Origin of the sequence: Terrimonas alba (genome assembly GCF_042434975.1) — a bacterium.
GTDB classification, from domain to species: domain Bacteria; phylum Bacteroidota; class Bacteroidia; order Chitinophagales; family Chitinophagaceae; genus Terrimonas_B; species Terrimonas_B alba.
The window spans coordinates 1-9,066 of the sequence record NZ_JBHMQM010000015.1 but is presented as its reverse complement, the minus strand read 5'-3'; the positions used below and the strand labels follow the sequence as shown (position 1 = coordinate 9,066).

Below are 9,066 nucleotides of genomic sequence, written 5' to 3'. Positions count from 1 at the left end.
AAATATCGGAGACGGCAGCACCGCCGGCATCACCGGGGTACCATACATCCACTACACTGTTTACTTTATCCAGCCAGTTGTTCATGGTGATAGCGCTGCCACCCACTAATAAAACCACCACGGGCTTACCGGTAGCGGCCACACGTTGTATCAGCTCTTCCTGTAAACCGGGCAGGGCCAGCGAGGCCCGGTCATTAAATTCACCTTCGTCAATGCCTGCCACCACAATGGCCACATCACTGTTCTTTGCCAATTGTACCGCTGCCTGTATTTTTTGTTCACTGCTGTCTTTAACGCCTACATTCCAGATCAACCGCAGCCAGGCATTGCCGGCGGGTTCGTAGTATTCAATGCGGATATCATATTCTTTTCCTTTTTCAAAATAATAATTGGCCAGTTGGGTGGAATAGGATTGTTTTTTCCAGTTGTCAATAACGATTTTATGATTGATGTATAAACGATAGCCATCATTGCCATCGATACCTATTTTATACGTGCCGGTAACCGGTGATTGAATTTTTCCTGTCCATCGTGCAGCAAAAAAATCATAGTTGATCTTTTCGGGATCAGGTGAAAACAGTGTCCATTGAAACCGGATGGCTTCATCCACTCTTGTGAGAACGGGTTCACCGGCCAGCGTTACATTATTAAAATATTCTCCCTGCAATCCCGGCACTTTTTTCCCGTCTTTGATAGTGGATAAAGCGCTGGAGGGAACGAAGGTCCATGTCTTGTGTTCTCTTCCTGGTCCTGCTGCATATACAACCTGCGCTTTGCCTTTTGTTTTTTCCCGGATGCCTGCCAGGATAGAGATTTTATTGTTGCCCGGTCCGCTATAGCCGCCCAGTCTTGCCTCGGCAGCATCGGTACCAATCACGGCTATTTTTTTTACCGATGATTTTAAAGGCAATAACTGCTTTTCCTGCCCCGACAGGCGGGTATTCTTTAATAACACCACGGAACGGATAGCCGCTTCTTTCGCCAGTTCACGATGTTGTGTGGCTGTCCATTGCTCGCCTTCGGTTTCATTGGCATATGGTTTTTCAAACAGGCCTAATTCAAATTTTACCCGCAACACTCTTGCTACCGCACTATCGATAACAGCCGGGTCCAGGGTTTTATCCAGGAAATGTTTATCAAACAAAGTGTGATGTTCATACGCCGTTTGAAACATTACATCCAAGCCATTCTCTATGGATTTTTTTCCGGCTTCTGCATAGTCAGCGGCCGTAAAGTGTAATACATTGGCGCCACCGGTGGCTCCAGCATCAGACAATACAAAACCTTTGAATCCCCAATCGTGCCGGAGTTTTTTATTCAGCAACCAATCGTTGGCCGTACAGGGTGAACCGTCCAATGAATTATACGCCGTCATGATACTCCTGGCGCCGCCTTTCTGTACTACGGCTTTGAAGGGAACGAAATACGTTTCTTCCAGCAATCTTTCATTGAAGTGGATGGGATAACTATCTCTTCCGCCTTCGCCATGGTTCACGGCAAAATGTTTGGGATTTGTAACAATGCCTCTTTGTTCAAATGCTTTTACAAAGGCTACGCCCATCGCAGCACTCAGCACCGGATCTTCGCCATAGGTTTCTTCCACTCTTCCCCAGCGAACATCTGTCGCCAGGTTTACTACCGGTGATAGAATATGACGAATACCTCTTGCCTTGGTTTCGTTAGCAATAGCAGCCGCACATTTACTCATCAGCAACGTATCCCAGGTAGCGGCTAGTGCGATGGCTTGCGGAAAAGTGGTGGCTTCATCTCTTACCAACCCATGCAGGGCTTCATCAAAAGCAATGATGGGGATGCCGAGCCGGGTTTGCTCAACAAAATATTTTTGTATGCCGTTGATCTTTGCCAGGGTTTGTTTGGCCGTTTGCCCGGCTTTATAATTGAGCAACTGCGCAGCAGCTCCCTGTTGTTGCTGTACGGTATTGACCTGGAAACCAAAGATGCCGTTTTTGTATTTGGATGGATCATTGCCGAGATCACCGGGGATCATAAACAATTGCCAGAATTTTTCTTCCGGTGTCATGCGTTGCAACAGGTCTTTTATCCGTTCTTCTATGGGGAGGCTGGCTTGTTTGTAAGGGGGTACCGTTTGGGAGACGGCAGGAGAGACCGTTGCCAACAGCAACAGCAGTTGTAAACTTATCTTTTTCATACAATGATTTCAAATCGCAATGCTAAAGAATGTTTTTGAATAATGGAGTGGGGGAGAATCAGCAATCGTGGCGTTCGGGATGTGTTTTTTGAGGGAGACCAATAAGGGCGGGAAATGTTAGACTGGTGTTCTGCTTCATTAGAACATCTTATTTTCCGATGCTTTGCGCCAAAACCGAATTGTTAAAAAGATAAAGAGACTCATTAAAATAACTGACATAATCATCAGCTCCGTTCTATTATTTGCTATGTCTGGAGCAGAGGATGTAAATATTCGAAATGTTTCTTTAGCGCCACCAATGGTCAATATTGAAAATAATATTGCAAGAGTTTTCCATTTATTCATATGTACATTTTATTGCTTATCGTCGCTTGGTAGCACTTTTGAATTATATCCTTCGTTTTTCAATGTAAGTTTTTTGTAAACCAATATAACAACTGTACACGAAAGCCAAAGCAGCGAAAAGGCTATTAAGCCATTACGATTGTATTGAATATCCTCGGGGTCAAAGCGGCCATGTATCCGGGTACGGAAAAACCTGTTGGAATACTCTTGTCCGTACTCTATTGCCATCCCGAACAAGTAAAGCGCAATGAATATGATCACATGCCTCACCATTTTTGTACCTGCAAATAAAACATTTAAAAGAGCAGCTGCCAGGAAGTAAAACACTGCATGCAGTTCCTTGTCGATATGTCTGAAACCCGATGGCAGCTTTATCATAAATCCATAGATAGCTGCCGCAAAACATGCAAACACGACAAGAACCTTCTGCCAGGCTTTCAGACCAAGTTTCATGTATTTATTTTAAAATGAAGCAAAATGTTTCACTAAAACGTATTTGCCTGGGAAATATTGAGAAGGGGTTGCAATTTACTCCTGCTGATTACTTCGACAGCTCAGTACACCGCCCCCCGGCGTTCGTCTTGCTTCTTTTGATGGAGACCAGCGAGAGCAAAACTTTTTTATTAAGGCCCCACCCTAAAAAGTCAAAGAACCAAATTTGACAAAGGAGAGCTAACTTTCGATTCCAAATTGTTGTAATGAAATTCTTTTTCCTTTGGTTCCCGGTTGTGTTGACATGCATAAATGGCCTGACGCCCTCATTCAATACGCAGCATTCAATGTTTAGGACAGGCATCATTTCGGACACATCGGATCTGGTTGCGGCCGGAGCAAAATTACAGTTGGTTTCAAGCCAGTTTAGTTTCACCGAAGGCCCCGCTGCGAACAAAGCCGGAGACGTGTATTTCACTGACCAGCCGAATGACAAAATCTGGAAGTATGATACCAAAGGAAATCTTTCTCTATTCATGGAAAAAACGGGCCGGTCGAATGGTTTATATTTTGATAAAAAGGGAAACCTGATTTCTTGTGCGGATGAAAAAAATGAACTCTGGTCAATAAAGCCGAACAAAAAAGTAACGGTTTTATTGAAAGATCACGGGGGAAAGCACTTTAACGGGCCAAATGATCTTTGGGTTCATCCTGGCGGTCAAATCTACTTTACAGATCCATACTACCAGCGATCGTACTGGAAAAGAAAGTCGCCGGAAATAGCGGGACAGAAAGTGTATTACCTGCCGAAGGGATCAAAAAAGCGATCGTCCTTGACGACATGCTTCAGCAGCCAAATGGAATTATAGGAACGAAAGACGGGAAATACCTGTATGTGGCAGATATCGGGGACAACAAAACATACCGGTATAGCATAAACGCGGACGGTACTCTTTCGAATCGACAGCTTTTTGTACCGCAGGGATCAGACGGTTTGGCAATTGATGAACAGGGCAACATCTATCTTACGGGAAAGGGTGTAACCGTTTATAACAGTGAAGGAAGGAAAATTGCACAAATAGATGTTCCCGAAAAATGGACAGCCAATGCCTGCTTCGGGGGACGTGATAAAAATATATTGTTTATCACAGCCTCCCAATCGGTTTACACGTTGCAAATGCGAGTGAAAGGGGGAGAGTAGATGCAAGGCGATTGCTAAAGCAGTTTACGCCGGGATTGGTGTATTGAGCCTGTCGAAGTATCACCAACCGCATTAGCAGGATGTATTTTGTCGTCAATAAGGCATTCAGTATTTTCAGATGGTTAATGCTGCGTTCATCACTGAATATCTCTCATCACCGGGATTGAGATATGGTGCAATTGATAACGATACAAGATTTCCTAAGCCTGTTCGGTTGGTGAGAAACACCAACCTCGGCGTTCGGCGTGTTTTATTGAGGAAGACCAGCAAGGACGGAAAATTGCATTCAACGTCCAGGTGGTGAATTAGGATTCCGTCAGCCCTAGGCGTTGAAGTTGATTAAAAGTACAAAGATTGTTGATTAGTCAAATGCTGATCAGTATTGCTGTCTCCCATAAACTGAAGACGATTAGAATTACAATAGGTGAAAGTTTATTCGTCGGCCCCGCTTACGCAAAGCCCTTCCTATGTTGGTTGAAGTTTTTCATCAGAAGTTGCATAAATCCTTTTGTCCCGTCAATTCACACCAGCGTGTCGAAATTAGCTTTGCGTAGTCTACATAAAACAGTCCGTAACTTCCTATTGAATATCCCTCATTAGCTTCTACAACTAACATTTTGCCATGGTCTGTTAAACCAAAATCTAATGCATAGGCTTTTGGTGAATTTGTGTAAGAAGCTACAGCTTTTTCAATTATTCGATAATCGTAACTGCATCGCCAATCTCCTTTGTACTGTCGAACCCCCAGTATTTCCCCATATCTAACAAACGTTCTCCATTCTGCTATGAAATTTACCGATTCAGAAACCCAGATTGGAGTGTCTGTTTCGAAATCACTTGTACCAATTAAATCGGCCGTGCTTTTGACAAGCCGTCCAGTAAATTTTTTTAAATAACCTTTTGGTTTAATAAATACATTCCAGGAATCCGGATGGTTTGATATTTGGCTAATTGTTGACGCATAAATTTTTCTACCAAAAAATTCTTTTAAACTCTCTGGATAGTCAAGAGGTTCAGGTGTCTTGATATGAAGTAGTTCAAGTGCTTTGTGAATAAAGCTTATGCTACCAAGAAAAATATGACCTTCTTCTATTTCGAGATTTTCTATAGTTGTAACTTCTATAATTTCAAAACCCATATTATAGAAAGCTTCAATCGCTGTGTATGCGCTGATGTTACTAGACTCTCCTCTAACTAACTTTTCAATATATAAATTCATAAATCAATATCAAGGCTTGTCATGGTGACCGAGCTTTTACCTAAAATTTCTACTAACTCAAAACTATATGAAAGTTTTTGCCATTCAAAGGCCGAAATAATTTTCTCAACAAAGTGATTTGTAGATGCTGGTGATAAAAGTTGTCAGTTTTCTTTCGTGCTGCTAGTGATACTTCAAAAGGATTAGTAAACCAACTTGTGCGTTCGGTACGTTTGTTTTGAGGAAGACCGACAAGGGCGAAAAAGCGGACGAAGGGATTTTTCCTTGTGCGAGGCATTGCGGTCGAACGGTTAACAGCTTTAAGAAGTAAGGGAATTTGAAAAACTTCAGCTTCAATTACTTCCCGCTGCTCAATAAAGTTAATTGGTTCGGGACATATTCGTCAGCCCTTATTTTTTAAAGCTGCTGTTGGCTGCTGGCTTTCTTCTTCGAGTACTTGTCGCCAAATATTCTTTTATGCTCTTCAAAGTTGTCGAGGCAATCTTTTCCTCTTGCTTCAACATAGTTTTCTTTAAACCACTTTTCAATTTTATCGGTAAGTTCCTTAAATGCGGTAGACTTGTCCCGCACAACGCCTTTGTCAATATATTGAGTTCCGTAATTGATGTAAAACAATAGACCTTTTTGTCCTTGCCCGAAAGCCATTACTGTAGGTGAATTAAGTTGAATTAAATCTTGTTTACGCCACGGCTCATCTTCAACATACAGCTCGCTGTTATAAATATTTGTTTCAAAAGTTGGTTGCGCTTGAGCGAAATAAAAATTGAAGTACCGATGATTGACTGTGACTATTTCCAATGCTTTTTCTAAGTTGACTTTTTCTAAATGCCTTTTGTTGTCTGAACGTTGCCAAAACCAGCAGTAAATGTCTAATTGGAGTTCTGTTGCCATGAAGGACAGAAATCGTTTTAAGTCATGATTTGTCCAGTAACAATTAATGTCCTTGAAGTTGTATTTAATAAGTGGTTGCTCACAAAGGCTCAAGGGCTTGCTAATGAGATGTTCTGTGGGAGAGTATTTAATATCGATAGAAACCTGTTTCTTTTCTATTAGACAGGAGCAGCACTTGGTAATTATATTTACCTGTTTGATGTCCTGCGTACCCTTTCGAGGAATATAATCAAATCGAATAGTAAACCACTCGTTTCTGCATTTGCATTTTGTTGTGCTCGGATATTTTGGCTGAATAAGGTCATACCAAAAATCAATGCTATCAAGTATAAGATAATTTTTGCCAGTTGCAGTAGTTAGCAGACCAACTCCTTCGTCCTTAATAAGGCGGATTTGAAATTTATCTTCCCCTTCGTCTGTGATGATTTCCTTTGATATTATTTGCATGAGGTGTCTAACTAAGCTTGCAGCCAACGATCGGGATTTACGAAGTGCCCACGGATGGAGCAGATGCGGGAGCGAAAGCCAGAGGCTTTCAGCGAAGCAGCTGCGAGAATCTGTGGGTACGTGTAAATTTATCGGGGCATTTTGTAAATCCTTTTGTTCGCCGCAGGTGACTTGCACAAAGTTCACTACCCGATAAATTTACAAGTAAATCCCGATCGTTCGACCGCAATAGCTTAGGAGAAAAAGACCGGGAGTCCGCAAAGCGGACGAAGGGGTTTTTCCTTGTGCAAGGCATTGCGGTCGAACGGCCAGGGCTTTATGCAGGTTGGGAAATAGTATTCCGTCTGCCGATCGCCGCTGCTGCTTGAAAATATAAAGTTGAATTTAAGAACTAAAGTCGAAAGTTGCTTGTCCTGCCCGAACCACAGCTTGGATTTGCAATTAGTTGATGTTTGTTTGTCAAGCCCAACTTGCATAAAACCCAATGTTGTACTAAACCTTCGGTAGTTTGTAAGCCTCTTCAAGAATAAAGAGGCTTTGTTTTGCATGAACTAAAAACACTTTTATGCAAACAACAAAACGACCTACCGGGCTGCGTACTGCGGCCGCTAATTATGAGACTTTAGTACAACAAGCCATCAACAAAGTAAGTGGTTTTGAACAACTGTACAAAGATCTTGAACGGGCTATTAATGTAAGTGGTAAGAGCCGGAGCACCCTTGCCAATTATTCGCGGCAGCTTGCCCATCTTGCCTTGCACTACCAGCAACTCCCTACCGAACTTGATAACGAACAGGTGCTCGATTACCTGCATCTTGTTAAGTCCAATGGTTCACCATCTGCTACCTTCTTTAAATTTACCGTGTATGGGATGCGCTATGCCTGCAAGCTGCGTGGCTTGCCCTACCAGCAGTTCAGTCTTCCTTCTATTGAGCGTCCTAACAAGCTTCCTGTAGTACTTTAATGCCGATGAAGTAAGAGTGCTCATCAAGGCATGCGATCTGTTAAAACATAAACTGCTGATATCGCTCTGCTATGGTTGCGGGCTTAGATGTGCCGAAGTAAGAGGACTACGATTAGGTGATGTAGATACCGTAAGAGCCATGATACATGTACGCCAGGGCAAGGGTAAAAAAGACCGGATGTTACCCATGGGCAGTATGCTGGCACGGGGCATCAGTAAGTATATACAAGCTGAAAAGCCACGCCAATATTTATTTGAGGGCAATGACGGGAATGTTTATTCGCAGCGGGGTGCACAATGGGCCATTACACAGGCAGTAAAAAAAGCAGGTATTGCAAAAGAAGTTTCCCTGCATACGTTAAGACATACTTATGCGACCCATCTGCTGGAACAAGGCGTAAGCATTCTTACCATAAAAGAACTATTGGGACATGCACACATAGATACTACAATGGTATACCTGCACCTGGCACGTCCTTCGGTCAGCATGGCTTTTAGTCCACTGGATACCTTATATAATCAACCTAAATAATGCAGCCGGCTTTTGAAGTAGCTGATGTGCTGAATGCACACTGGCCCGCTGTGCAGCATAGCAACTTCAACACCTGGCAACTGCGTACACTTGATGCAGTTCGCCGTTGCCGGACGGCATCACTGGGCAGTCATATAGATGGCTGTACATCCTGTGGACATGTGCGCATCAGCTATAATAGTTGCCGCAACCGCCACTGTCCTAAGTGCCAGGGTAAGCAGCGAGAAGCATGGATACAGGCAAGAGAAGAAGAACTGTTGCCGGTACCTTACTTCCATGTTGTTTTTACCTTGCCTGATACACTGAATAAACTATGCATGTATAAGCCTAAACAAATGTATGAGACCTTGTTTAGTACGGCATGGAGTGTAATAAACAGCTTTGGTAATGATCCCAAATGGCTGGGTGCACAAGCGGGTATGATCAGCATACTACATACCTGGGGGCAAACACTTACCCTGCATCCACACCTGCACTGCATAGTGCCGGGTGGCGGGCTTACCAAATCAGGCAGCTGGAAGATGGCGAAGAGTAAAGGCAAGTATCTGTTTAATGTAAAAGCCATGAGCATTGCCTTTAGAGGAAAATTTATAGCAGCATTGAAAAAACTATTACCACAACAGATGGACCAACAATTAGTAACTGCTTTCTATAAACATAATTGGATAGTGTATGCCAAACGACCATTTACAGGCCCGCAAAGCGTAGTAGAATACTTAGGGCGATACACCCATAAGATCGCTATCAGCAATCATCGCATAAAAAGTATGGATGAGAATACGATCAGCTTTAGTTACAAAGATTATAAACAGGCTGCAGTAAAAAAAGAAATGACACTGGATGCTGCAGAGTTTATACGCCGCTA

9 protein-coding genes are annotated in these 9,066 nt (G+C 42.9%); 5 read left to right on the top strand and 4 right to left on the bottom strand.

Annotated elements, in window-relative coordinates; all coding sequences use genetic code 11:
• Window positions 1–2,170 (bottom strand): glycoside hydrolase family 3 N-terminal domain-containing protein (locus ACFEL9_RS25850; RefSeq protein WP_385896228.1); only part of this gene is annotated, 2,170 nt, incomplete at its 3' end.
• Between the two features lie 354 nt (window positions 2,171–2,524).
• Entirely contained in the window at window positions 2,525–2,968 is a 444-nt protein-coding gene (locus ACFEL9_RS25845) for a hypothetical protein (RefSeq protein WP_385896225.1), read from the bottom strand.
• Between the two features lie 245 nt (window positions 2,969–3,213).
• Here ACFEL9_RS25845 and ACFEL9_RS25840 point away from each other — a divergent pair, with 245 nt between their 5' ends.
• Both ACFEL9_RS25840 and ACFEL9_RS25835 read left to right on the top strand, forming a co-directional pair.
• Window positions 3,214–3,816 carry an SMP-30/gluconolactonase/LRE family protein gene (locus tag ACFEL9_RS25840; RefSeq protein ID WP_385896223.1) on the top strand — a complete coding sequence of 201 codons (603 nt, stop codon included), beginning with the start codon at window positions 3,214–3,216 and terminating at the stop codon, window positions 3,814–3,816.
• On the top strand, window positions 3,789–4,148 hold the full coding sequence (locus ACFEL9_RS25835; protein ID WP_385896220.1) for an SMP-30/gluconolactonase/LRE family protein: 360 nt from the start codon (window positions 3,789–3,791) through the stop codon (window positions 4,146–4,148). The genes ACFEL9_RS25840 and ACFEL9_RS25835 overlap by 28 nt, the downstream gene beginning before the upstream one ends.
• A 487-nt stretch (window positions 4,149–4,635) precedes the next feature.
• On the opposite strand, the gene ACFEL9_RS25830 is transcribed toward ACFEL9_RS25835, so the two are convergent.
• Together ACFEL9_RS25830 and ACFEL9_RS25825 are read right to left on the bottom strand one after the other, a co-directional pair.
• Window positions 4,636–5,367, bottom strand: a complete 732-nt coding sequence (locus ACFEL9_RS25830) for an ATP-grasp domain-containing protein (RefSeq protein ID WP_385896218.1) — start codon at window positions 5,365–5,367, stop codon at window positions 4,636–4,638.
• Between the two features lie 396 nt (window positions 5,368–5,763).
• Complete coding sequence (locus ACFEL9_RS25825; protein WP_385896216.1) at window positions 5,764–6,891, bottom strand: hypothetical protein; 1,128 nt, start codon at window positions 6,889–6,891, stop codon at window positions 5,764–5,766.
• Window positions 6,892–7,270: 379 nt separating this feature from the next.
• On the opposite strand from ACFEL9_RS25825, the gene ACFEL9_RS25820 reads away from it, so the two are divergent.
• From ACFEL9_RS25820 to ACFEL9_RS25810, 3 genes are all read left to right on the top strand, one after another.
• Entirely contained in the window at window positions 7,271–7,669 is a 399-nt protein-coding gene (locus tag ACFEL9_RS25820) for a hypothetical protein (RefSeq protein ID WP_385896214.1), read from the top strand.
• 16 nt (window positions 7,670–7,685) lie between these two features.
• A complete protein-coding gene (locus tag ACFEL9_RS25815; RefSeq protein WP_385896212.1) occupies window positions 7,686–8,201 on the top strand; it encodes a tyrosine-type recombinase/integrase in 516 nt (171 codons plus the stop codon).
• Window positions 8,201–9,066, top strand: an 866-nt coding sequence (locus tag ACFEL9_RS25810) for an IS91 family transposase (RefSeq protein WP_385896210.1), incomplete at its 3' end; no start/stop codon positions are given. The genes ACFEL9_RS25815 and ACFEL9_RS25810, both read left to right, overlap by 1 nt.